General features: G+C 71.2%; 19 protein-coding genes. 4 read left to right on the top strand and 15 right to left on the bottom strand.

What is annotated here, in order from left to right:
• Positions 1-1,950: 1,950 nt before the first annotated feature.
• Positions 1,951-2,685, top strand: coding sequence for a DUF4232 domain-containing protein (locus ACFRCG_RS31010; RefSeq protein WP_380037533.1), 735 nt, complete (start codon positions 1,951-1,953; stop codon positions 2,683-2,685).
• A 39-nt stretch (positions 2,686-2,724) separates the two neighbouring features.
• Here ACFRCG_RS31010 and ACFRCG_RS31005 read toward each other — a convergent pair whose 3' ends face one another.
• Entirely contained in the window at positions 2,725-4,056 is a 1,332-nt protein-coding gene (locus ACFRCG_RS31005) for a hypothetical protein (protein WP_380037531.1), read from the bottom strand.
• 64 nt (positions 4,057-4,120) lie between these two features.
• Positions 4,121-5,095: a RimK family alpha-L-glutamate ligase gene (locus tag ACFRCG_RS31000; protein ID WP_380037529.1), complete on the bottom strand. Its 975-nt coding sequence runs from the start codon at positions 5,093-5,095 to the stop codon at positions 4,121-4,123.
• Between the two features lie 325 nt (positions 5,096-5,420).
• Here ACFRCG_RS31000 and ACFRCG_RS30995 point away from each other — a divergent pair, with 325 nt between their 5' ends.
• The gene (locus tag ACFRCG_RS30995; RefSeq protein ID WP_380037527.1) at positions 5,421-5,753 is read left to right on the top strand and encodes a hypothetical protein; all 333 of its coding nucleotides are present in this window, start codon (positions 5,421-5,423) and stop codon (positions 5,751-5,753) included.
• Here the strand turns inward: ACFRCG_RS30995 and ACFRCG_RS30990 are convergent.
• The 12 genes from ACFRCG_RS30990 to rsmI form a co-directional block, all read right to left on the bottom strand.
• Positions 5,701-6,129, bottom strand: a complete 429-nt coding sequence (locus tag ACFRCG_RS30990; RefSeq protein WP_078975872.1) for a pyridoxamine 5'-phosphate oxidase family protein — start codon at positions 6,127-6,129, stop codon at positions 5,701-5,703. The genes ACFRCG_RS30995 and ACFRCG_RS30990 overlap by 53 nt on opposite strands.
• A gap of 102 nt (positions 6,130-6,231) precedes the next feature.
• Positions 6,232-7,734, bottom strand: a complete 1,503-nt coding sequence (locus ACFRCG_RS30985; RefSeq protein ID WP_380037525.1) for a polysaccharide biosynthesis protein — start codon at positions 7,732-7,734, stop codon at positions 6,232-6,234.
• A 463-nt stretch (positions 7,735-8,197) separates the two neighbouring features.
• On the bottom strand, positions 8,198-9,616 hold the full coding sequence (locus ACFRCG_RS30980; protein ID WP_380037523.1) for a WXG100 family type VII secretion target: 1,419 nt from the start codon (positions 9,614-9,616) through the stop codon (positions 8,198-8,200).
• 48 nt (positions 9,617-9,664) lie between these two features.
• Positions 9,665-10,090: a hypothetical protein gene (locus ACFRCG_RS30975; RefSeq protein ID WP_380037521.1), complete on the bottom strand. Its 426-nt coding sequence runs from the start codon at positions 10,088-10,090 to the stop codon at positions 9,665-9,667.
• Between the two features lie 257 nt (positions 10,091-10,347).
• Positions 10,348-12,132, bottom strand: coding sequence for an ABC-F family ATP-binding cassette domain-containing protein (locus ACFRCG_RS30970; RefSeq protein WP_380014301.1), 1,785 nt, complete (start codon positions 12,130-12,132; stop codon positions 10,348-10,350).
• A gap of 52 nt (positions 12,133-12,184) precedes the next feature.
• Positions 12,185-13,126, bottom strand: coding sequence for a 4-(cytidine 5'-diphospho)-2-C-methyl-D-erythritol kinase (locus tag ACFRCG_RS30965; RefSeq protein ID WP_380037519.1), 942 nt, complete (start codon positions 13,124-13,126; stop codon positions 12,185-12,187).
• Positions 13,127-13,228: 102 nt separating this feature from the next.
• Complete coding sequence (gene rsmA / locus ACFRCG_RS30960; RefSeq protein ID WP_380014085.1) at positions 13,229-14,140, bottom strand: 16S rRNA (adenine(1518)-N(6)/adenine(1519)-N(6))-dimethyltransferase RsmA; 912 nt, start codon at positions 14,138-14,140, stop codon at positions 13,229-13,231.
• Positions 14,137-15,297 carry a ubiquitin-like domain-containing protein gene (locus ACFRCG_RS30955; RefSeq protein WP_380037517.1) on the bottom strand — a complete coding sequence of 387 codons (1,161 nt, stop codon included), beginning with the start codon at positions 15,295-15,297 and terminating at the stop codon, positions 14,137-14,139. Before ACFRCG_RS30955 ends, rsmA begins: the two co-directional genes overlap by 4 nt.
• Before the next feature lie 178 nt (positions 15,298-15,475).
• Positions 15,476-16,372, bottom strand: a complete 897-nt coding sequence (locus ACFRCG_RS30950) for a TatD family hydrolase (protein WP_380037515.1) — start codon at positions 16,370-16,372, stop codon at positions 15,476-15,478.
• A complete protein-coding gene (gene metG, locus ACFRCG_RS30945) occupies positions 16,373-17,992 on the bottom strand; it encodes a methionine--tRNA ligase (RefSeq protein ID WP_380037513.1) in 1,620 nt (539 codons plus the stop codon). It abuts the gene before it with no gap.
• A gap of 87 nt (positions 17,993-18,079) precedes the next feature.
• Complete coding sequence (locus ACFRCG_RS30940; RefSeq protein WP_380037511.1) at positions 18,080-18,439, bottom strand: hypothetical protein; 360 nt, start codon at positions 18,437-18,439, stop codon at positions 18,080-18,082.
• A gap of 305 nt (positions 18,440-18,744) precedes the next feature.
• Complete coding sequence (rsmI, locus tag ACFRCG_RS30935; protein WP_380037509.1) at positions 18,745-19,623, bottom strand: 16S rRNA (cytidine(1402)-2'-O)-methyltransferase; 879 nt, start codon at positions 19,621-19,623, stop codon at positions 18,745-18,747.
• Between the two features lie 58 nt (positions 19,624-19,681).
• Here rsmI and ACFRCG_RS30930 point away from each other — a divergent pair, with 58 nt between their 5' ends.
• Both ACFRCG_RS30930 and ACFRCG_RS30925 read left to right on the top strand, forming a co-directional pair.
• Positions 19,682-21,406, top strand: coding sequence for a dolichyl-phosphate-mannose--protein mannosyltransferase (locus ACFRCG_RS30930; RefSeq protein WP_380037507.1), 1,725 nt, complete (start codon positions 19,682-19,684; stop codon positions 21,404-21,406).
• 40 nt (positions 21,407-21,446) lie between these two features.
• Positions 21,447-22,028 carry a TetR/AcrR family transcriptional regulator gene (locus ACFRCG_RS30925; RefSeq protein WP_380037505.1) on the top strand — a complete coding sequence of 194 codons (582 nt, stop codon included), beginning with the start codon at positions 21,447-21,449 and terminating at the stop codon, positions 22,026-22,028.
• Positions 22,029-22,438: 410 nt separating this feature from the next.
• Here ACFRCG_RS30925 and ACFRCG_RS30920 read toward each other — a convergent pair whose 3' ends face one another.
• Positions 22,439-23,266: an SGNH/GDSL hydrolase family protein gene (locus ACFRCG_RS30920; protein WP_380037503.1), complete on the bottom strand. Its 828-nt coding sequence runs from the start codon at positions 23,264-23,266 to the stop codon at positions 22,439-22,441.
• Positions 23,267-23,423 lie beyond the last annotated feature (157 nt).

Here is a 23,423-nt window from a genome sequence, read left to right as displayed (position 1 = left end):
GTGGCTGGTGCGGGGCCGGCCAGAGTCGATGGTGGGCCGCCGCCAGCGCGCGGGGCTCCAAGACTGCGGTCTCTCGGCGAAACGGGCGCGTTGCTCACCGAAAACCGGCCGGCAGCGGCGGGGAGGGGGGTGAAGGGACGGGTTGTGTCGGCCGGGGCGCCTTCCCGGGTGGGTCGGGCCTTCCCGGCGAGCGTTGCGCCTTGGGTTGCGAGTGGCTGGTGCGGGGCCGGCCAGAGTCGATGGTGGGCCGCCGCCAGCGCGCGGGGCTCCAAGACTGCGGTCTCTCGGCGAAACGGGCGCGTTGCTCGGCGAAAACCGACCGGCAGCGGCGGGGAGGGTGAGGAGTCGGGTCGGGTCCGCCGGGGCGCCTTCCCGAGTGGGTCGGGCGTTCCCGGCGAGCGTTGCGCCTTGGGTTGCGAGTGGCTGGTGCGGGGCCGGCCAGAGTCGGTGATGGGCCGCCGCCAGCGCGCCGGGCTCCAAGACCCGAAGCTCCCGGCGAGACGGACGCGTTGCTCGGCGAAAACCGACCGGCAGCGGCGGGGAGGGTGAGGGGTCGGGTCGAGTCCGCCGGGGCGCCTTCCCGGGTGGGTCGGGCGTTCCCGGCGAGCGTTGCGCTCGTGGTTGCGGATGGCTGGTGCGGGGCGGGCCAGAGTCGGTGATGGGCCGCCGCCGGCGTGCGGGGCTCCGAGACCCGAAGCCCCCGACGAGACGGGCGCGTTGCTCGGCGAAGACCAGTTGGCAGCGACGGGGAGCGGCGGCCCGGTCGAGCTGGCGAGGAGCCTTTCCGAGGGGGTTTGGCAGGGCATTTGAGGTGCGATGCGCGTGTGGGGGGCGAGAATTCGCAGAACCGGACCACGTAGGGTGCCGTGGCCTTGGCGGGAAAGGAAACCGCAGGTCAGCGTAAAGAGGGAGCGTTTGAGGTGCCTCGGGATCCGGTTTCGGCCACCGCTAGGCACTTTCGGTCTCGTCAACGGCCTCTGTTGGGTCGCAGCGCCCGGAGTCGGCTGCGGTCGGGCGGTTTGGTCTTCAAGGCGGCGTTGAGGGGGTCGGAGCGCACGAAACCGGCACTCGACGCCCGACTTTCCACCCCGACCCCACAAAACCGCAGGTCACCGGAGGTCGAAGCCCACAACCATCCATCGCGATCCGGTTTCGAACCCCAACTCCACTCCTGACGCCCTTGAAATGCCCTGCCCGACCCACTCGGGAAGGCTCGCCGGCGGACCTAACCGGGTCGCCCTCCCGCTCCCCCGCTGCCAGCTGGTTTTCGCCGAGCAACCCGCCCGTCTCGTCGGGGGCTTCGGGTCTCGGAGCCCCGCACGCTGGCGGCGGCCCACCACCGACTCTGACCCGTCCCGCACCGGCCACCCGCAACCACAAGCGCAACGCCCGCCGGGAACGCCCGACCCACCCGGGAAGGCATCCCGGCGGACCCGACCCGACCCTTCACCCCCTCCCCGCCGCTGCCGGTCGGTTTTCGCCGTGTAACGCGAGGGGCCGGGAAGGGGAGTTGAAGGCTTGGGCCATTGCTTCAAGCTCGTGGTGTGGGCTCCTCGACGGAGTCCGTCCGCGCTGAGTGTGGACTGCACAACTGGCCTGCGGGAAGCGCGGATTGTGGGGCGGCGAATGGGCTGTTGCACATGATTGCGAGCTCCGGCGCGGGATTTCGGGGGTCCGCGTCGGGCGACCAACCTTCTGTAACACCTGCGGCCGGGGACCGGCCCGTGGGGTGTCACCAGGGCAAACGTGGTGTTGGGGTGGGGTCGAAGAGGGCTGTGTCGGGGCTCGCTGTTCTCTTTGGTGACCATGTCACCGGTCTGTGACAGCGCCGTCGTGGGTCGACGACTCCCGTATCGCCCGGCCGTTCGGCCTCGCAATAGTGATCGAGCAAGCACCGCGGGGCCTCGCCGGCCCCGGGCTTCGATCAACGGACACCAAGGGGACGTTCACATGTTCGGGAACCGCAGCAGGGCCTTCCTCCTCTCCGCCGCCGTCGTCGGCGGCGCGATGATGATGACGGCGTGCCAGGGCACCGACTCGGGCAACGCCGCGCAGGGCAACCCGCCCGCAGCCGCTCCGGCGGGCCAGTCCGTCACCCAGCAGTCGTCCGGCGCCGCGACCACCGGCGGCAACCAGGCCGGCGCGAACACCACCGGAACCGGCTCCACCGGCTCCACCGGCTCCGGCACGACCGGCTCCGGCTCCGTCGTCAAGGACTCCGGGAAGACCGTCACGCCGAACAAGGCCACCGGCAACTCCGGCGGCGGCCCCGCCAAGTGCCGCACCGACGACCTCAGTTTCCTCGCCGACGACGTCACCATCGACGGCGACGGCAACCGCACCGTCGCCGTCACCCTCAACAACCTCGCCGGCGACTGCTCCATGTACGGCTTCGCCGGCGTCGACCTCAAGACCACCGCCGGACCGATCTCCGCCAAGCGCACCAGCGAACCCGTCTTCCCCATCACCCTCAAGCGCGACACCTCGATCTCCTTCGGCATCCACTACCCGAGCAACGACTCCGGCGGCTCCGGCGTCCGCATCACCGGCCTGCTCGTCACCCCGCCCGGAGAGACCAAGGCCGCCGACATCCCCTGGCCCGGCGCCGCCACCCTCCCCGTCACCGACGGCACCGGCTCCGCCGTCACCGTCGGCCCCATGGGCAGCGCCGGCCAAGGCGGCTGACGCACACCCGGCCCACACCGGCCCACGCCCGCCCCACCGTCACAGGTAGACCGGATGCAACCGGCCCGAGCGCGCCACGTTCAGGCGTGCGTCGTGGCCGGTGCGGGCGAAGGCGGAGACCAGGCGGCCGTCGACGGCGCCCAGGGCGAGGTCGTGACGTCGGCCCGACCCGTTCGGGGTGGCGGGTGCGCGCGGGGCGGGCACGTACTCCTGGACCAGCCAGCCGGATGCGCGGGCGTGCTCCACGGCGCCGGCCCACGCGGCGTCCGGGGATTCCCGGCCGATGACGACCCCGCGACCTCGGGTGTCGAGCGGGTGCTTGAGGACGTATCGTTCCCGGTCACGGCCCACGGCGCGCAGAACGGCGCCGTCGCACAGCGCGATGTTGCGTGACCAAGGGATGGCCGGCCGCACGCGTCGGTGGTCGGCCGCGCCGAACAGGCCGGCGAACTGCGGGTCCGACAACACGGCCAGGCAGAGCTTGTTGTCCCCGAGGAATCGGCCGCGCAGCCCGTTCTGGACGAACAGGCTCCGCTTCCGCACCGCCCGCAGGTACGGCAGCGCGTCGGCGCCCATCCGCAGCAGGTCCCGCGTCGAGATCTTCGCGTAGGCGTGCGCGACCGGCTCCCCGTCCACGACGGTGGTACCACCGGGGTCGGTACGCAGCTCGCGCGGATCGGCGTGCACCACGCGGATCCCGATCGCCATCAGACCGGCCTCGTAGTCGTTTATCTCGTTGCGATTGGCCCCCCGCGGACACAGCAGGGCGACCGAGCGCGGTCGGACCCCGGTGTGCCGCAGCGCCAGATCGGCCAGCCAACTTCCGGTCCAGGTGGGCACGTCGGCAGGCAGCGGCGCGGGCAGCGCGACCCCGTGCCGGGTCAGCAGCACCCGCCAGGCGGCCCGGCCCCGGCCCGCAGCGGTGAGGCCGGCGGGACAGTTCGCGTTGGTCTCCAGTACCCGCAACCCTCCGTCGGGATGGGGCAGCAGGTCCAGCCGCATCAGATGTACGCGGTGATCGCGCGCCGCGGCGACCTCCTCGCGCAGCGGCTCCGGCACGGTGAGCACACGGCGCAGTCGCGGATCGTGGTCGTACGCGCTCAGGATCGTCTCGATCAGCCGGTGGTACGCGGCGAGGAAGGCGTCCAGTTCCGGTCGCAGTCCCGGCCGCAGGCACAGCGGCGGCCCCAGCGGGCGCGGCCGTTGGGCGAGCCCGTCCCGCAGGACCAGGGAACGGGTCAGCTCCCGGCCCTGCGGCGTATGCGCCAGCCGAGCCGTATGTCGCGCGAAGGACTCGTCGAGACCCGGCCAGACATGGGATCCGGGCCCCGCGGGTGGACGGCGCGGGGAATGACGCGTTGTCGCGGGCACGATGCCGGTCCTCCTGACCTTCGTGACCGACCGGCCCGGACGGGCGGCCGGCCCACGCCGCCGTTCACGCGCACAGCAGACCGCACAACAAATCCGCGTAGGCGTGCGTGATCCCGTGCGGCGAGCGGTCGTACTCGGTTCCTTCGATCGATCGCCACCGCGAGATGCTCGGATTCACCTCGATGATCACGGGACCGTCGGGCCCCTCCAGCAGATCCACCGACGCGATGTCGAGCCCGAGCGTCGCGGTCGCGCGCAGCGCCAGTTTCTCGACCCGGGGCGGGAGTTCGGCCGCGGCCCAGCCGTGCGGGTAGAGCGGGTGGTGGGTGTTGCCGTCGGGTGCGGTGTTCACGTGGCAGTAGCACGCCACGACCTGCGACCCGATGACCACGATCCGCAGGTCGCGCCCGGGGTTGGTGACGAAGCGCTGCACACACAGTGCCCGGTGGCGTTCCAACAGATGCCACACCAGGATTCCCGGGCGGGTACCGAGCCCTCCGGCGTGCGGACTGTCGCCGCCCGCCGCCCGCAGGCGCACGACGTCGACCGACGCGTGCCCATAGGGCGGCTTGACCACCACGTCCCGCCACTCGGCGAGACAGGCGTCCACGTCTTCGGGGGTACGCGCCACCCGCGTGGCCGGCACCGGCAGCCCGGCCGAGGCCAGTGCCGCGATCTGGCGCACCTTGTTGTCGTAGGCGCCCAGGCTGCCCGCGGGGTTGACCAGGCGAGCGCCGGCGTCGGCCAGGAGCCCGAGCCAGGCGAGTTCGTCGGCCAGATGACCCGTCGGATGGCGGGTGAGCACCCGGGAACACACCACCGCGAGCCGGGGTACCTCGAACCGCCCGTCCTCGCGCAGTACACCCGCCGGCAGACAACTCGGGGTCAGGCCGGCCCAGTCGACCGCCTCGACCCGCAGCCCGCGTTCGCTCAGTTCGGCGCCGAGCGCCGCCGTCTCCCCGGACGTGCCGGTGCGCTCGGTCCGGTCGGGCCGATCGAGGATCCACACATCCGCCACCACGTCGGTACCGCCTGTCACCACGGGCCTCCCGGTTCGACAGTATCCACTCGTCGAACCCGGCAAACCGGACACCAATGCGCGACATCACCGGCCGTCGGCCGCCCCACACCGACCCGCGGACCGTGCGGAGCACGCGCGGCACACCGGCAAGGCCCATGCCGGACTCACGCGGGGCCGACCACCGCACCCGGCCACCACACCCGTCCACCGCACCGCCCCGCGCACCCACCCGCCAACAAACCCGAAGGCTCACCCGCGCCGTAACAGGCGGCACTTTCCGGCCACTTCTGGTTTGCTGGGATCAATCGTTTTCAGTCACAAGCCGGAAAGGGCTTGGTTCCGCGTGGAGTTGTTCGCGATTCTCTTCGTCTCCGTGGCCGGCGGGGGCGTTCTCGTCCGCGCGGGCACGGTCGCCCGGATGTACGAACTCGCGGCATGGCGGCGCTGGTTGCCGTTGAGCCTCGCGCTGCTCGGGATCGCCATGGGCCTGATGCGGGCCGAGGACGTGGTGCCGGTCGCCGGGTTGATCGCCCTGCCGTGCTACGTGGCCTCGGTGCTGTTCGCCCAGGCCGGGATCCAACACGCCGTGGACGAGGAGGCGGCCCGGCGCCGCCGAAGCGACGTCATGATCCCGGCCCCGGACCCAGACCGAACACCCGCCAGCGCTTGGGGGTGACCACGCCCAGGCTGGTGCCCTCCCGGGACAGCGGGCGCTGCTGTTGCGCCAGCCCCGCCTCGCCCAGGATGTGCCGCATCGCGAATTCCCAGCGCTCCTGCGCCCATTCGTCCTCGCGCATGGCGACCTCGCCCCACACGATGACGTGCGCGATGTCGCCGTCGCGCGCCATCGACAGGCACACCCGCGGATCGTGTTCCAGGTTCGCCTTCTTGGTGCGACCGGTGAGGCTGAGGTAGAGGTACTCGTCGTCGTACGCCAGCATCACCGGGGTCACGTGCGGCTCCCCCGTCGGGGTCACCGTGCCCACGTGCACCCAGTGCTCCGGGTCGCCGAGCATCGCGTCCAGGGCCGTCTTCAGTTCGGGGTCGATCACGGAGGATCCGCCTTTCGCAGCACAGGGGCCTCACCGCCACCGTACTGCGCCTCCCACCCCACCGGTCACGGGATTACCGTCCCAACGGTGTTCGGAAACCGTCTAGAAGTCGTCCGGATACGGTGCGGACACCACCTCGGCCACGCTCGGCGCCGGCGTCCTGTACCCCGGCAGCAGCTCGGTCAGCAGCGCCCGCACCGCCTTGGTGTCGTTGACCGCCGCCGCCTCGTACAGCTCCGGCAGCCGGACCACCGCGTCCAGGGCCTGGCCCGGCGGCACCGTCGCCTGGATCCGCCGATGCTCGGTGGGCAGTCGTTCCTCGCCGGCGGCGAACAGCGCCTCGTTGAGCTTCTCGCCGGGCCGCAGACCGGTGAACCGGATCGGCACGTCGGGCAGGTTCACCTGTTCGGCGAACTTGTGCACCAGGTCCACGATCCGTACCGGCTCGCCCATGTCGAGGACGAAGATCTCCCCGCCCTGGGCCATCCGACCCGCCTCCAGGACCAGCCCGACGGCCTCTTCGATGGTCATGAAGAACCGGGTGACGTCGGGATGCGTGACGGTGACCGGGCCGCCGGCGCGCAACTGCTCGGCCAGTACGGACAGCAGCGAGCCGCGGCTGCCCAGCACGTTGCCGAACCGCACACCCGCGAACACCCCGGGCGCCTGCGTGTTCGCCTGCACGATCAGCTCGGCCAGCCGCTTGGTGGCACCGAGCACCGAGACCGGATCCGCCGCCTTGTCGGTGGAGATCAGCACGAAGCGCTCGACCCCGATGTCCAGGGCCGCCCGGACCAGGTTCTCCGTACCCAGCACATTGGACTTCACCGCCTCGCACGGATGCCGCTCCAACAGCGGCAGGTGCTTGTGCGCGGCGGCGTGGAAGACCACCTCCGGCTTGAGTTCACGGAAGAGCTGCTCGATCCGCGGCCGATCCCGGATGTCCGCGATGACCAACGACTCGTCGTCGAGCAACGCCTCGCCCCACACGTCGAGTTGCAACCGGTGGAGGTTGGACTCGTCGTGGTCGAGCATGTACATCCGGCTCGGTCCGAAGCCGTACACCTGCCGGCACAGCTCGCTGCCGATCGAGCCGCCGGCGCCGGTGATCAGCACCCGGCGCCCCGCGATCACCTCGCGCACCGACGCCGAGACCACGTGCAGTTCCTGCCGACCGATCAGCCGGTTGACGTCGAGCATGCGCATGTCGCTGCCGACCACGTCGCGCCGCAACGCGACCAGGAAGGACGGCAGATACCGCACGGCGGCGCCGATCGCGGCCGCGCCGGCGGCGACCTTGCGGAACTCCTCGTGCGGAAGGCCCGGGATGGCCAGGACGACCACCTCGATGCCATGCTCCAATGCCACGTCGGTCAGGGCGTCGAGACCGCCCAGGACCGGAAGCAGATGTTGTGGATTGTCCGCGTCGGCGACCCGGACCCCGTCCTTTTCGGGATCGTCGTCGAGAAATCCGATCGGACGCAACCCGAAATCGGGCGTCCGCAACAAATCCCTCGCCAACGCGCTGCCCGCCGACCCGGCCCCCACGACCAGGGTCCGCAGACCCGCTCCGAACATGTCCGTCGCTGCCGAACTCCGACCCATCAAGCCCCCCCTCGGTCAGGAGCAGCGTGATCGGCCTCGGATCGTGCACCGAACACACGCGGCACCGACACGCCGGTGCAGCCAGGCGTCCCGCCTCGTCGCACCACGCCCACCCCGGCGGTCGTACGCAACTGCCCCTATTGCCCCCACAACCCCGACGGCCCCACGATCACGGCGTCACTTGCGGCCCAGGCGCATCGGGTGGACCAACAGCCGCGCGGGCAACCACCGGCACTCGGGATTCAGCGTACGGCCCGCCTCGGGCCGCCGTCGCGGTTTTGCCCAAACGCCCGAGAGTTTGGTGTTTGCCGTTTGCGCGAGGGAACGCCGCCCGCCTCCGCCACGTCTCCTTCCGTTCCCCGGGCACGAAATCCGGGCCCCACCCTTTCCGTTCCCCGAGCACGAAAATCGGCCCCACCCGCGACACACGCGGATGGGGCCGATCCCGAGTCCTACCGACCGATCAATCCACCACCGGCGGAGCCGCGGTGCGGTCGCCCACCCACGTCTCCTCCTCCTCGCGCAGGTAGTCGGCGCGCTGCCGCCGGTTGCGCTGGTCGCGCTCCCCGCCGCCCGCGCCCGCGCCGGCCCGCCCGGCCAGACCGGTGCCGCCGGAGGAGAACTGGCCCGCCCCGCTCGCGGTGCGCGGAGTGCCGCCGACCACGCCACCGCTCTGCCCGGTGAACCGGCGTCCACCCGCTCCCCCGGGCTTGCCGCCGAAACGACCGCCGGACGGATGCTCGCCGCCACCGCCGCCGCCCGGACCGCGCCCGAAGGGCCGACCGCCGGTGACCGGCTCGGTCGACGACTGGGCGTTGGGATTGCGCCCGTTTCCGGGAAGCGGGTTCGAGGTCAACTGGGCCTTGGTGACCCCCGTCTTGCCGCCGGGCGGAATGCCGACCTTGCCGCCGCCCAGCGCCGGCGGGAAGCCGCCGGGCAGACCACCGGGCGGATTCTGCTGGAAGGGACCGCTGCCACCGGGACCGGGCAGACCGGGACCCGTCGGGCCGGGGGGACCGTCCAACACCGGTGTGGACCCGTTCTGGAACGGACCGGTGCCCTGGAGATCGGTACCGACCGGCGGCACGTAGCCACCGGGACCCCCGACGCCCCCGGACCCCGAACCGCCCGAACCCGAGCCGTCGGAGCCGGAGTACACCACACCGCCGTCCCCGTTGGGCCCGTGCCCGGGGATCAGCGTCCCGCCGTCACGGCCCGTCGTGGTCCGCACCGTCGAGTTGTTTCCCGTCCGCCGAGGGCCGCCGGTCGTATCGCGGCCCCCGTTGTGCGTCACCTGCGGCAGCGCGGGCAGCGGCGGGAATTCCACCGCCGGTGCCTTGGCCAGCGTCTCGGTGGTCACCGTGTAGGTGCTGCCCAGGCTCTCCATCCGCCGGATGGCCTCCTGGCGCGCCTTCTCCAACTCGGTCTTGGCCGACTCGACCAGGACCTTCTTGTCGGGGCTGTCGCCGGGTTGGCACAGCAGCTTCCTGTCACCGTTGCTGTCCACGATGACCTTGGCGTTCGCCGGCACCTCCGGCATGGTCAGCAGCGCGAAGCTCAACTCGCTGCCCGCGTGGTCCATCGCGGTGCCGACCGCGCCCGAGTGCTCGGCGAACTTGCGCGTCGCGACCATGACCTTGCCGGCCCAGTCGCGGAAGCCGTCGGCCGACTTGCCCTTCCACTCCAGTCGGCTGATCCGCGTCTCCAACGCCGTCGTCAGCGTCTCCAGCGTCTCCTTGGCATCGAGCAACGCCTTTCCCGACGCCGTCAGTTCGGCGGGTCGCGCGCCGTCGATCATGCTCTTCAGCGCCTCGTGCGAAAACTCGTCGAACTTGGTGGGACCGTCTCCCCACCCACCGCCACCGCCCGCGTCCGCAACCATCTCGTCACCCCGTCCCCGTAGTTCCCGTCACATCGGATCGGACCCCACTCAGGGGGTCTTCGCCGGCGGCGCGGGAGCCGGCGCGTTGTTCGCGTAGTCCTGTTGCAGAGCCTTGTACTTGGCGGTGAACTCCGCCTCGTTGCCCTCGTACGTGCCCCGCACGTACTGGACGGTCATCTGCATCGCCTCGATCTGGCGCTTGAGCTGCGTCGACAGGTCGATCAGCTCCGAGCGCACGTCGACGTAGGCCGACCACAGCCGGATCGCCTCGCCGAAGTTGCCCGAGGCGTCCAACTCGACGCGGTTGTCCACCAGCTTGTGCGGTGCCGCGGTGGATGCGTCCAGGTCGTCCAGCGCGCGCTGGACGTCCTTTTGGAACTGCACCATCGATTCCAGACCGACGGACAGCGCCCGCATGTCCGACGACGAGACCCCCACGGGCCCGCCGTCACCGGTATCCGCAATGAGCACCATCTGCCACACTCCCCCGTGCGTGGAGCCGACACCTCACCCCGTCACCACGCAGCTAGTTACCAACACACCGCGCGTGCCCCGCGTCCGAGGCGGCGCATCGCGGCGCACCCGTATCAGTAGTCCCCAGACTACCCAGCCGATATGACCGATGGGTACGGGGTAAACCCTCGCTTCGGACGGTAACCGGGTATCGATTCGGTGAACCACGAACGCGCGGAATACCCGACATATCCCATCGCCGGGTCTCCCGCTACGAACTATTCGGCCTCTTCGGCCAGTTCCAGCCAGCGCATCTCCAACTCGTCCCGCTCGTCCCGGATCGCGCGCAGTTCGGCGTCGAGCGCGGAGACCTTGTCGAAGTCGGTGGCGTGCTCGGCCAGGCCGTCGTGCACCTTCTTCTCCCGGTCGGCCAGCTTGGTCAACTGCCGCTCGACCCGCTGGAGTTCCTTCTTCGCCGCCCGGGTGTCCCCGCCGCTGCGGCGGACCGGCGCGGCGGCGGTGGCACCCGCCTCGACGACGGCGTGCCGGCGCTGGAGGTATTCCTCGATGCCGCCCGGCAACATCCGCAACGTGCGGTCGCCGAGCAGCGCGAGCACCGTGTCGGTGGTGCGCTCGACGAAGTAGCGGTCGTGGCTGACGATCACCAGCGAGCCCGGCCAGCCGTCGAGCAGGTCCTCCAACTGGGTCAGCGTCTCGATGTCGAGGTCGTTGGTCGGCTCGTCCATGAACAGCACGTTCGGCTCGTCCATCAGCAGCCGCAGCAGCTGCAACCGGCGCCGCTCGCCGCCGGACAGGTCGGAAACGGGCGTCCACTGCTTCTCGCCGGTGAAGCCGAACTGCTCGCACAGCTGACCGGCGGTCAGCTCCTTGCCCTTGCCGATCTCGACCCGCTCGCGCACCTGGGAGACCGCCTCCAACACGCGCAGCGTGCCCGGCAGTTCGACGACCTCCTGGGAGAGGTAGGCGAGCTTGACGGTGCGCCCGACCACGATCTTGCCCGCGGCGGGTTGGCGGTCCTCGTAGGCCGCGTCCTTGAGCGCGCGCAGCAGCGAGGTCTTGCCCGCGCCGTTGACCCCGACCAGGCCGATCCGGTCGCCCGGGCCCAGGTTCCAGGTCAGGTGCTCCAGGAGGGTCTTGGGGCCCGCCTCGATCCGTACGTCGAGCAGTTCGAACACGGTCTTGCCCAGGCGCGCGTTGGCGAAGCCGCGCAGCGCGAGGGTGTCGCGCGGCGGCGGCTCGTCGGCGATCAGCTCGTTCGCCGCCTCGATCCGGAACTTGGGCTTGGAGGTGCGCGCGGGGGCACCGCGGCGCAGCCAGGCCAGCTCCTTGCGGACCAGGTTCTGCCGCTTGGTCTCCTCGGTGCTCGCGATCCGCGCGCGCTCGGCGCGGGCCAGGACGTACGCCGAGTAGCCGCCCTCGTAGTCGTGCACCTTGCCGCCCTGCACGTCCCACGTACGGGTGCAGACCTCGTCCAGGAACCAGCGGTCGTGGGTGACCACGACGAGCGCGGAGCGCCGGGTCTTGAGGTGTCCGGCCAGCCAGGCGATGCCCTCGACGTCGAGGTGGTTGGTCGGCTCGTCGAGGATGATCAAGTCGTGCTCTTCGATCAGCAGCTTGGCCAGCGCGATCCGGCGCCGCTCGCCGCCGGACAGCGGGCCGATCACCGAGTCGATGCCGCTCTCGAAGCCGGGCATGGACAACCCGCCGAACAGCCCGGTCAGCACGTCGCGGATGCGCGCGTCGCCCGCCCACTCGTGCTCGGGCCGGTCGCCGACGATCTCGCGCCGTACGGTGGCCGTCGGGTCGAGGTCGTCCTGCTGGCTGAGGATGCCCAGGCTCAGTCCGCCCACGTGGGTGACCCGGCCCGAATCGACCGGTTCCCGCTGGGCCATCACCCGGATCAGCGTGGTCTTGCCGTCACCGTTGCGACCCACGACCCCGATCCGGTCGCCCTCGGCCACGCCGAGTGACACTTCGTCGAGCAGGGTGCGCATGACGTACGCCTTGCCGACTGACTCAAGATTGACCAGGTTCGCCATCAGACCGAACCGCCATACCGCAACGCTCGCATTCGACCAAGCCTAACGGTCTCCACTACACCGTGTTCTCGCGCTCCACCGGAACGACCCGGCGCGGCAGCACCCGCGCCCCGGGCACCGCGCCGAACGCGACCCGCGCGGCCCGGCAGGTGCCCGATCCGGTCAGCCGCTCGGCCACTCGCCGGCCCGTCTCCCGGTCCGGCGCCAGGAACGCGCAGGTGGGTCCGGAGCCGGAGACCAGCGAACCGACGGCGCCCGCGGCCATCCCCGCCGCGAGCGTCGCGGCCAGCGCGGGCCGCAGCGACAGTGCGGCCGGTTGCAGATCGTTGACCAGGTTCGCGCCCAACGCGCGCGCGTCGCCCGCCCGCAGCGCGGCGATCAGCTCGGCCCGCGGCTCCGGCGGCCCGACCGGCTCGCCGGCCACCTCGCGCAGCCGGTCGCACTCGCCGTAGACGGCGGGCGTGGACAGCCCGCCGTCGGCGAGCGCGAAGACCCAGTGGAAGCGCGCCGTGGTCGGCACCGACGCCAGCCGCTCGCCCCGCCCGGTGCCGATCGCGGTCCCGCCGAGGTCGGAGAACGGTACGTCGCTGCCCAGCTCCGCGCCGAGCCGGCGCAACATCGGGCGCGGGGTGTCGCCGCGCCACAGCGTGTCGCACGCGAGCAGCGTGGCCGCGGCGTCCGCGCTGCCGCCGGCCATGCCGCCCGCGACCGGGATGCCCTTGCGGATGTGGATGCCCACGTTCGGCTCGCGGCCGAGCCGGTCGGCGAGCAGGATCGCCGCGCGCGCGGCCAGGTTGTTGTGGTCCAGCGGGACGTCGCCGACGCCCTCGCCCTCACACGTCACCGTGAGCCGGTCCGCCGGCGTGACGGTGACCTCGTCGTACAGCGACACGGCGTGGAAGACGCTGACCAGCTCGTGGAAGCCGTCGGGCCGCACGCCACCGACCGCGAGCTGCAGATTGACCTTCGCGGGAACGCTGACGGTGACGGAAGACACGGCTGGTGGAACTCCTTCGTGGCCCTGTCGGGCCTCTTCGGACACGGGCCGTGCGAACTCCCCGGCACTGTCGCCGATGGTATCGACGGCGGCACCGGGTCCTCAGTCGCGGGGCTCGTTCGGGGCACCTGCGGGGCGGTTGTCGGGCCGGCTGTCGGGCCGGTGCTCGGCGATCCGGGCGAACTCCGCCACCCCCAGCGCCTCGCCGCGCGTGCGCGGATCGATCCCGGCCGCGCGCAGCGCCTCCTCGGCCCCGGCCGCCGAGCCGGCCCAGCCCGCCAGCGCCGCCCGCAGCGTCTTGCGCCGCTGCGCGAAGGCCGCGTCCACCACCGCGAACACCTCCGCGCGGGTCGCGGTGGTCGGCGGCGGATCGCGGCGGACGAACGACACCAGGCCGGAGTCGACGTTGGGCGCGGGCCAGAACACGTTGCGCCCGATCGCGCCCGCGCGTTTGACGTCCGCGTACCAGGCGGCCTTGACCGACGGCACCCCGTACACCTTGCCGCCGGGCGTGGCCGCGAGCCGGTCGGCCACCTCCGACTGCACCATCACCAGGAGTCGATCGAGCGAGGGGAACGTCTGGAGCATGTGCAGCAGCACCGGCACCGAGACGTTGTAGGGCAGGTTCGCCACCAGCGCGGTGGGCGCCGGGCCGGGCAGCTCGGCGACCGTCATGGCGTCGGCGTGCACCAGCGCGAAGTCGGCCGCCCGCTCCGGCATCCGGGCCGCGATCGTGGTCGGCAGGTGCCGGGCCAGGACCGGGTCGATCTCGATCGCGACCACCCGCGCGGCGCTCTCGAGCAGGGCCAGGGTCAACGAGCCGAGGCCGGGGCCGATCTCGACGACCACGTCGTCGGGCCGCACCCCGGCGGTGCGCACGATGCGGCGCACCGTGTTGGCGTCGATCACGAAGTTCTGGCCGAGCTGCTTGGTCGGGCGCACACCCAGGGCCTCGGCGAGCGCACGGATGTCCGCGGCACCGAGGAGTCCCGGTCCCGCGGGAAGATCACTCACGAGAAGAGCCTACTGCCGCACAGCGGCCACGGACTCGCCCCGCGCTGGACATACATGAGCTTTGCCCGATATGTCTGCTCGGACGCGGGTGCCTGACTGGCCACCCCGGTGCCGCCCATCGACTGCCAGGTCTGCGCGTCGAACTGGTAGAGCCCGTGATAGGTCCCCGACCCGTCCACCACGTTCGCCCGGCCGCCCGACTCGCACTGCGCGAGCGCGTTCCAGTTGAGCTGGTCGGCCCCGGCCACCGAGTTCGGCATCTCCTTGGTGCCGACCTTGACGATCTGGGTGACCGGCTCCTTGATCACCTTCTCCGAGACCTTGCGCGGCTCCTGCTTGACGCCGTTGATCGTCTCGTAGGAGTAGGTGATCTGCTTCAGCCCGACCACGCCCTTGGTGGCGACCTCCTCGGTGCCCTTGAACTGGGTCGGGTCGTCCTGCTTGACCGTCTTGAACGGAAGCTTCTCGTCCTTGGTGACCGTGCTGCCGGTGACCCGCAGGATCGAGATGGTCTGCCCCTGCTGCGGGTACGCGTCGGTCGGCACGTCCATCCGGTCCTGCGGCCCTATCGCGATGCCCGCCTGGTCCAGGGCGGCCTGCACGGTGGCCGCGTTGGTCCGCAGCGGGATGGTCCTGCCGTCGACCAGGAAGGTGATCGCGCGTTCGGTGCGCACGTCCAGGTTGAGCCCCTGCCGGCCGATCGGCAGATCGCGCGAGACGGACAGGTAGGCGCCGTCGGCCCGCACCCCGACCTGCTCCAGCGCCTCGGACACCGACTTCGCGGTCACCCAGATCTGCTGCGGCCGGCCGTCGACGGTCAGGGTCAGCAGGCGGCCGTAGCGCACCGCGATGCGGTCGCCGTCCTCGATGCCCGCCTTGCGGCCGGGCGCGACGATGTCGTGCTCGCCGACCTTGACGTCCTGGCGGTCGAGCAGCCCGGAGACGTCGGAGGCGAACGTGTGCACGGTGCGCTCCTCGCCGTCGACGACGAGCTTGACCGTCTTGTCGTAGGCGACGAAGGCGGTGGTGCCGCCGACCAGGACGGCGACCACCAGGGCCTGCGGGACGAGCGAGCGCAGGGACGGGCCGGGGCGGCTGCCGCCCCTCCCCGCCCGGGCGGAGGTACGCCTGCGGGCGGAGCCGGCGGAACGACTCAAGGGTGCTCCTGAGGGGTTTCCGGGGGTCGGGTCCGGGGGTGTGCTCCCGGGTGCGGGCCGAGGTTCCGCCCGACGAGCACCGGACTGTACACCGGCCCGGGACGCGCGCCGGCCGCCGCCCGGTCCTCCGGGTGACGGGCGGCGGCCCGCACCGGCCCGCGGCGGGCCGGCGGGGCAACTACGCGGGCGCGAACGCGCGTTCGGCGTTGGCCGCGAGCGCGGCGGCCAAGTCGTCCTCGGCCAGGCCCTTGACCTCGGCCATCGCCCGCACCGTGATCGGCACGAGGTAGGGCGCGTTGGGGCGACCCCGGTAGGGCACCGGGGTCAGGAACGGCGCGTCGGTCTCGACCAGGATCAGCTCGGTCGGCGCCACCGTCAGCGCGTCGCGCAGCGGCTGTGCGCTGGGGTAGGTCACATTGCCCGCGAAGGACATCACGTAGCCGTGCTCGGCGCAGGTCTTCGCCATCTCGGCGTCACCCGAGAAGCAGTGGAAGACGACCCGTTCCGGGGCGCCCTCCTCGGCCAGGATCCGCAACACGTCGGCGTGCGCCTCGCGGTCGTGGATCACCAGCGGCTTGCGGTGCCGCTTGGCGATCTCGATGTGCCGGCGGAACGACTCCTGCTGGGTCGCCACGCCCTCGTCGCCGGTGCGGAAGTAGTCGAGGCCGGTCTCACCGACCCCGCGCACGTGCGGCAGCGCGGCGAGCCGGTCGATCTCGGCGATCGCCGCGTCCAGAGCGGCCGCCCCGCCGGGCGCGCGCCGCTGCCCGGACCACCCGTCGGGGTCGCCGAGCACGATCCGCGGCGCCTCGTTCGGGTGCAGCGCCACGGTGGCGTGCACCCGCTCGTGCGCGGCGGCCGTGCGCGCCGCCCAGACCGAGGACGGCACGTCGATGCCGACCTGGACGAGGGTGTCCACGCCGACCGCGGCGGCGGCCGACAACGCGTCGGCCGGCGTCGTGTCCTGGAGGTCCAGATGCGTGTGCGCGTCCCAGACCGGCACCCGCAGCGGATCCGGGGCGGGCGGCGGGGTGGTGTCCCGAGGTCCGCCGTCCCGCCGCTTGCGCTTGCTCACCTACGCGTCCGCCTTCTTCTCTTCCAGCCTCGGGAACAACACCGCGCCCTTGGTGACCACGGCCCCTTCGGGCAACTGCCCCCAACGGCCCGCGTCCTGCACGTGCTGCGCGTCGAGCGCGCCCAGGTGGGCCTCGGCGCCGAGCGAGTCCCACAACTTGTGCGCGGTCTCCGGCATCACCGGGTTGAGCAGCACGGCGAGCGCGCGCAGCGACTCGGCCGAGGTGTACAGGATCGTGGCCAGCCGGGCCCGACCCTCGGGGCTGTCGTCCTTGGCCACCTTCCACGGCTCCTGCTCCGTGATGTAGCCGTTGACCAGCTTCACGTAGCCGAACACCGCGTCCAGACCGGCCTGGAAGTCGAGCGCGCGGACCCGGTCGTCGGCGAGCGAGACCGTCTCGATCAGCGCGCTGTGCAGCACACCCTCGGCGTCCCCGTCGGCGGTGGAGGCGGGCAGCGCGCCGTCGAAGTACTTGCCGACCATGGCCGCCACGCGCGAGGCCAGGTTGCCGAAGTCGTTGGCCAGCTCGGAGGTGTACCGCGCGGAGAAGTCCTCCCACGAGAACGACCCGTCCTGGCCGAACTGGATCGCGCGCAGGAAGTAGTAGCGGTAGGCGTCGACGCCGAAGTGGTCGGTGAGCTGCCGCGGCGAGATGCCGGTCAGGTTCGACTTGCTCATCTTCTCGCCGCCGACCATCAGCCAGCCGTTCGCGAACACCCGCCCGGGCACCGGCAGTCCGTTGGCCATCAGCATCGCGGGCCAGATCACCGCGTGGAAGCGCAGGATGTCCTTGCCGACCAGGTGCACGTCGGCCGGGAAGGTCTGCTCGAACTTCGCCTGGTCCGCGCCGTAGCCGACGGCGGTGGCGTAGTTGAGCAGCGCGTCGATCCACACGTAGATGACGTGCTTCGGGTCCCACGGCACCGGGATGCCCCAGTCGAACGTGGACCGCGAGATGGACAGGTCCTGCAGGCCCTGCCGGACGAACTGCAGCACCTCGTTGCGGGCCGAGGCCGGCTGGATGAAGTCGGGGTTGGCCTCGTAGAACTCCAGCAGGCGCGGACCGTACTCGGAGAGCTTGAAGAAGTAGTTCTCCTCCTTGAGCATCTCCACCGGGCGCTTGTGGATGGGGCACAACTTCTGCCCGTCCTCGCCGTCGAGCAGGTCACCCGGCGCCTTGTACTCCTCGCACGCGACGCAGTACGGGCCCTCGTAGCCGCCCTTGTAGATCTCGTCCTTGTCGAACAGGTCCTGGACGAACTCCTGGACCCGGGCGGTGTGTCGCAGCTCGGTGGTGCGGATGAAGTCGTCGTTGGCGATCTCCAGGTGCTCCCACAGCGGCTTCCACGCCTCCGTGACCAGCTTGTCGCACCACTCCTGCGGAGTGACCCCGTTCGCCTCGGCCGTGCGCATGATCTTTTGACCGTGCTCGTCCGTGCCGGTGAGGAACCACACCTTCTCGCCGCGCTGGCGGTGCCAGCGGGTGAGCACGTCGCCTGCGACGGTCGTATAGGCGTGGCCCAGGTGCGGGGCGTCATTTACGTAGTAAATGGGCGTTGTGACATAGAACGCCTTCGTGCGCTCGCCCGCAGTGTGTTCAGTGGTTCCAGTGGCCGCCATACCCGGAATCCTACGGCCGGCGGGACGCCGCCCGCCCCCGAGTATCCCCGGGGGCGGGCGGCGGGGTCCGGGCGGGCCGGACGGGGGTCAGGCGGAGCGGTGCAGCGAGGGCAGGTGCCACCGCGAGGCACCGCGCGGGGCGGGCACCTTGTCCGGCTTCGCGGCCTTGACCGGCTTGGCGGCCTTCACCGGCTTGACCGGCTTGGGGGTGCCGGCGACCGAGGCGACACGTCCGGCGGGCAGGATCCGCAGCCGGGTGCCGTCGCAGTGCTCGCACGCCGGCTTGGTGAACGGGGACGGCACAAGGGTCCCCTCCGAGTAGTAGCGGCACAGCCGCAATCCGTGCAGATCGGTCGCGTGGTGAATCTCGTAGTCGCGTTCCCAGCCTCGACCACACGACATACAGACGAAGGAGTAGGACTCGTGCACCACCGTCGGGTTCTCCATGACGACCTCCTCACACGGGTGGGCCCGCCGACTGGTTCGAGGGCTTCCCGTGACCGGTATCCATGGAATGCCCGAGAGGGCGGCGACGTATCGACCCGAACGGTTCCTTGACGGGGGGCACTACGGAATATTGATATTCCGAAAGACTCATCACCCGATCGAGTGCAGCGCCCTACCTGCCCGTTGCACGCGCTTGACCGTCGCGCCGTGCGCGGGCGCGAGCGACCCGAACACGCCGGGTGGCGAGTGATTCACAGAGCGTTTCGGAAGGGGTGGATCGGGGCGATCCGGACGCCCGGGCCGACCTACTTGCCCGCCTGGGCCGCCTTGGCCGCCACCACCGCGTCGAAGACCGTGCGCTTGGGCACGCCGACCTCCGCGGCCACCGCCGCGATCGCCTCCTTGCGCGGCTGTCCGGCGGCCTCGCGTCCGGCCACCAGCGCGACGAGGTCGGCCGGGCCGAGCTGCGACGGGTCGGCCGGCGGCGCGCCCGCGACCACCACGGTGATCTCGCCGCGCACGCCCGGCTCCGCCCACACCGCGAGTTCGGCCAGGGTGTCCCGGCGGACCTCCTCGTACGTCTTGGTCAATTCGCGACACACCGCGCCGCGCCGTTCGGCGCCCAGCGCCTCGGCCATCGCCGCCAGCGACTCGGCGAGCCGGTGCGGCGCCTCGAAGAACACCATCGTGCGCGGCTCGGCGGCCAACTCGGCAAGGCGTCGGGACCGCTCCCCGGCCTTTCGGGGCAGGAAGCCCTCGAAGCAGAACCGGTCCACCGGCAGACCGGACAGGGCCAGCGCGGTCAGCACCGCCGACGGTCCCGGTACGGCCGTCACCCGGATGTCCTCCGCCACCGCGGCCTCGACCAGGCGATAGCCGGGGTCGGACACCGAGGGCATCCCGGCATCGGTGACCAGGAGCACCCGCTTGCCCTCGCGCAACGCCCGGACCAGGTCCGGGGTGCGCGCCGCCTCGTTGCCCTCGAAGTACGACACCACGCGCCCCGGCACCTCGACGCCGAGCGCGCCGGCCAGTCTGCGCAGCCGGCGGGTGTCCTCGGCGGCCACCACGTCGGCCGTGCCCAGCTCCGCGGCGAGGCGCGCGGGCGCGTCGCCCACGTCGCCGATGGGGGTGCCGGCCAGTACGAGTACGCCGCTCTGAGAGGTGTGCTGTTCGTGTTCCACGCGGCCATCCTCTCCTTTCGCGCGCCCGGTCTCGCCCGCGCGTCAATACGATGCTCCGGTGACGAGTGACGTGGCGACCGATCAGCCGACCCGAAAGCGTGCCCCTCAGGGGGATGCGGAGTCCCCCGGCGACACGGGGACCGCACGTCCCGAGCCGCGCGGATGGGCCTGGTCATTGGCTCGGTTCGGGTTTCGGGATCGGCCGCCGACGTCGCTGCGTGAGCGGTTGGTGCCGTCGTACACCGACAACAGCGCCTACACCGGAGGCGGCTGGCTGCCGTGCATCCTGGTGACACTCCTGGCCGGATTCATCCGGTTCTGGAACCTCGGCAAGCCCAGATCGGTGATATTCGACGAGACGTACTACGCCAAGGACGCCTGGTCGCTCCTGAAACTCGGCTACGAGGGCACCTGGCCCAAGGAGGCCAACGACCAGATCCTCGCCGGCAACACCGACAGCCTCCAGACCCAGGGCTCCTACATCGTCCACCCGCCCATCGGGAAATGGACGATCGCCCTCGGCGAACAAATCTTCGGACTCACCCCGTTCGGATGGCGCTTCGCCCTCGCCGTCCTGGGCACCCTGTCCGTCCTCATGCTCTGCCGCATCGGCCGCCGCCTCTTCCGCTCCACCCTCCTGGGCTGCATCGCCGGACTCCTCATGGCCCTCGACGGCCTCCACTTCGTGATGAGCCGCACCTCCCTGCTCGACCTCGTCCTGATGTTCTGGATCCTCGCCGCCTTCGGCGCCCTGCTCATCGACCGCGACGACACCCGAGCCCTCGCCGCCCGCATGTTCAAGGACGGACCCGACGCCGCCCGCGCCGCCACCGCCCGCTTCGGCCTGCGCCCCTGGCGCATCGTCGCCGGCATCTGCCTCGGACTGGCCTGCGGCACCAAATGGAGCGGCGTCTACGTCCTCGCCGCCTTCGGCATCCTCACCGTCCTGTGGGACGCCGGCACCCGCCGCGCCTGCGGCGCACGCCGCCCCTACCGCGCCACCCTGCGCCACGACGTCCTCTTCGCGTTCCTGTCCACCGTCGCCATCGCCCTCGGCATCTACATCTGGTCCTGGACCGGCTGGTTCCTCACCGACAACGGCTACTTCCGCCACTGGGCCGACGACCGCTCCGGACTGTCCCCCGACCACGTCCTCGGCATCCCACTCCCCCAATTCGGCATGACCTGGGTCCCCGCACCCCTACGCAGCCTCTGGCACTACCACGCCGAAATGTGGTCGTTCCACACCGGCCTGGACAGCCCACACCCCTACCAGTCCAACCCGTGGAGTTGGCTGGTCCTGGGCAGGCCGGTGGCCTACTACTTCGAAACGGTCCACCAGGGCACGGCGGGCTGCACCGAACAGGACTGCTACCAGACGGTCCTGGGCATCGGCACGCCGCTCCTGTGGTGGACCGGGGTGGTCGCGGTCGGCTACCTGCTGTTCCGCTGGGCGGGCCGGCGCGACTGGCGCGCGGGCGCGATCCTGTGCGGCCTGGCCGCCGCCTACCTCCCCTGGATGGCCTACCAGCAACGCACGATCTTCCTCTTCTACGCCGTCGCGTTCGTCCCGTTCCTGTGCCTGGCCGTGACGATGATGCTCGGCGCACTCCTCGGCCCACCCGGAGCCACCGAGCGCCGACGCGCCTGGGGCACCGCGGGGGTGGTCGCGATCATCGCCCTGATCGCCTGGAACTTCCTGTACTTCTACCCGATCTTCACCGGTGAGACGATCACCCGCAGCGGATGGCTGGACCGCATGTGGTTCAGCACCTGGATCTAGCGGCGCGATGTCGCCGTCGATGCCGAGGGAGGCTGCACCGGTGCCCGTCACGCGGGAGCAGGACATACGCAGGCGAGCCATCGACGCGACCCGCGACCTGGCCGCGGAGGGCGGCTACGACAGCGTGCAGATGCGCGACGTGGTCCGCCTGTCCCGGCTCTCCTCGGCGACCATTTACCGGCACTTCTCCTCGAAGGACCACCTGCTCGCGGCCACCCACCTGGAGTGGATCGCGGCTCTGGAACGCAGCGGCGCGGCCCACCCGGACGGCGCGAACGCGGCCGAGCGGGTCTGCGCGATCCTGCGCGACACCTGCCGCACGATGGCCCGCCACCCCCGCCTGACCGCCGCCCTGATCCACGCCCTCGGCTCCTCCGACCCGGGCGTGGGCGACTGCCACCGCGAAATCAACCGCATCATGAACACGATGTTCCGCACGGCCCTGGCCGACGAGGTAACCAACGCCGACGAGTTCGTCCACCTGCTCGGCATCGCCTGGGAAGGCGCGCTCTTCAGCTGGGCCTTCGGCCGAATGACCATGACAGAGGTGGAACACACAGTCTGCCGAGCCACCCACCTACTCCTACTCGGCACCACCACAGAGGCCGGCACACCCCCCTGACGGACCGCCCAAAACCAAGCCACACACCCCAGCCCGTCCAGCGTGGGAGAACACCCACCACAGGCACCACGGTCCGCAGCCTCAGCCTCCGAACCCACCCAATCCCAGCCCGTCCGGCGCTTGAGGACGCTCACCGCAGGCACTCGGGAACCGCCACCCGAACCGGCGAACGCAACCCTACTCAGCCCATCCGGCGCTTGAGGACGCCCACCGCAGGCGCCAAGGGTCCGCAGCCTCGACCGCCGAACCCAACCAATCCCAGCCCGTCCGGCGCTTGAGGACGCCCGCCGCAGGCGCTCGGGAACCGCCGCCCGAACGGGCGAACGCAACTCAACGCAGCCCGTCCGGCGCTTGAGGACAGCCGAGTCGGGCCGACCAATCAGCCGGCCGGACGGGCCCACCCGCACCCACTACGACGCCCGGCTCGCGCGCTCCGCGACAGTCAGGTTCAAGGGCGCCAACTCCGGCCGCTTCGCCGTCACGTGATCCCCCGACGACTGCCCCCGAAGCCGCCGCCCGATCCACGGCACCAGGTGGTCCCGCGCCCAATGCACGTTCTCCAACCGCGCCGCCCCCGCCGTCACCGCGACCTCCTCCGCCGGCCACGGCGCATCCGGGTCACCGTCCACGGCCAGCCCAAGCGCCCGCCCGACCTTGAGCGCGACCCGATCGTGCCCCTCGGGCGACAGGTGCAGCCGATCCTCACTCCAGGCCCGCCGATCGTGCAGCGAGGTGAGCCCCCACATGTCGGCCACCACACAGTCGTACCGATCCGCGACCGCCCGCAACAACTCGTTGTAGGTGGCCACCTTGCCCCGGATCAACTTGAGCACCGGCACCCACCGCGTATCGAACCCGGTGAACACCACCACCCGCGCGCCCGCCGCCGTCAGCGCGGCGACCGCCTCCTCGTACTCCGCGGCAAGCTTGTCCGGATCGCTCCCGGGCCGCAGCACATCGTTGCCCCCCGCGCACAACGTCACCAGGTCGGGTCGCGCCGCGATGGCCAGCGGCACCTGCTCCTCGACGATCTGGTGCAACAACTTCCCACGCACCGCGAGATTCGCGTACCGCAACCCCGGCCGCTCCACCGCCAGTCGAGCCGCGAACCGATCGGCCCACCCGAGATAGTTGCCGTCGGGCCCGGGATCTCCGACGCCCTCCGTAAAGCTGTCACCGATGGCCACATAAGAGTTGATTCCGGACAGATTCCCGTGTGGATTCACAAGCTCGGCCATGTCACCCGATGTTGGCACCGCTCACCTCGCCTACGCGACCGTAATAACCACCCGAACACACTCCGCTACACGCGGCAGCACACCCGCGCACTGCCACCGAGAGCACTCTTTCGAGCAAGGCGCCGGGATCGTCGCGCATTCCCCCTGCGACCGAAAA

Source organism: Embleya sp. NPDC056575 (assembly GCF_042793325.1).
Lineage (GTDB): Bacteria > Actinomycetota > Actinomycetes > Streptomycetales > Streptomycetaceae > Embleya.
The sequence above is the reverse complement of the archived record's forward strand: the minus strand, read 5'-3'. Positions and strand labels throughout refer to the sequence as shown.

Coding starts and splice junctions, on each gene's coding strand:
- ACFRCG_RS30985 (WP_380037525.1), bottom strand. CDS start 7,734: ATGGGTCGGAGTTCGGCAGCGACGGACATGTTCGGAGCGGGTCTGCGG.
- ACFRCG_RS30940 (WP_380037511.1), bottom strand. CDS start 18,439: ATGGAGAACCCGACGGTGGTGCACGAGTCCTACTCCTTCGTCTGTATG.
- ACFRCG_RS30975 (WP_380037521.1), bottom strand. CDS start 10,090: ATGGTGCTCATTGCGGATACCGGTGACGGCGGGCCCGTGGGGGTCTCG.
- ACFRCG_RS30980 (WP_380037523.1), bottom strand. CDS start 9,616: ATGGTTGCGGACGCGGGCGGTGGCGGTGGGTGGGGAGACGGTCCCACC.
- metG (WP_380037513.1), bottom strand. CDS start 17,992: ATGGCGGCCACTGGAACCACTGAACACACTGCGGGCGAGCGCACGAAG.
- ACFRCG_RS30920 (WP_380037503.1), bottom strand. CDS start 23,266: ATGGCCGAGCTTGTGAATCCACACGGGAATCTGTCCGGAATCAACTCT.
- ACFRCG_RS31010 (WP_380037533.1), top strand. CDS start 1,951: ATGTTCGGGAACCGCAGCAGGGCCTTCCTCCTCTCCGCCGCCGTCGTC.